Below are 670 nucleotides of genomic sequence, written 5' to 3' on the forward strand. Positions count from 1 at the left end.
ACCTCGACAAGGGCCGCGTCAGCCTCCAGAAGAACCAGACCGTGTCCCTGGTCAAGGGCGGGCGGCCCCTTCTCTCCCAGGTCAAGATGGGGCTCGGCTGGGAACCGGCGTACCGCGGCAAGGACATCGACCTCGACGCGTCGGTCATCGCCTACGGCCCGCAGCGCAACCACATCGACAGCTGCTACTTCGGCAAGCTGTCCATCGTCGGCGGCGCGATCAAGCACTCCGGCGACAACCTCACGGGCGAGGGCGGCGGTGACGACGAGGTGATCGTCGTGGACCTCGGCCGGCTGCCCCAGGAGGTCACCGGTCTCGTCTTCACGGTCAACTCCTTCTCCGGGCAGAAGTTCACCGAGGTCGCCAAGGCGTACTGCCGCCTCATCGACGCGGCGAGCGGGGAGGAACTGGTCCGCTTCGACCTCACCAACGCGGAGGCGCAGACGGGCGTGATGATGGCCAAGCTGATCAAGCAGTTCTCCGGCGAGTGGGAGATGACGGCGATGGGCGACTTCGTGAAGTCCCGCACGGTGCGGGGGATGGTGAAACCGGCGGCGCAGGCGCTGTGACGTAGTTGTTCGACTGCGGGCCGGTGGGGGCTGGTCGCGCCGTTCCCCGCGCCCCTGGGTGGGTGCTGTCAAGGCATGCCTGGCTGTACCGACCTCATAGG

Annotated in this window: 1 protein-coding gene; it reads left to right on the forward strand. The window is 67.3% G+C overall.

What is annotated here, in order from left to right:
- A partial coding sequence (locus EHS43_RS45570) for a TerD family protein (RefSeq protein ID WP_185806695.1) occupies positions 1 to 569 on the forward strand: 569 nt, incomplete at its 5' end.
- Positions 570 to 670: the final 101 nt, after the last annotated feature.

Source organism: Streptomyces sp. RP5T (genome assembly GCF_003933965.1).
Taxonomy (GTDB): domain Bacteria; phylum Actinomycetota; class Actinomycetes; order Streptomycetales; family Streptomycetaceae; genus Streptomyces.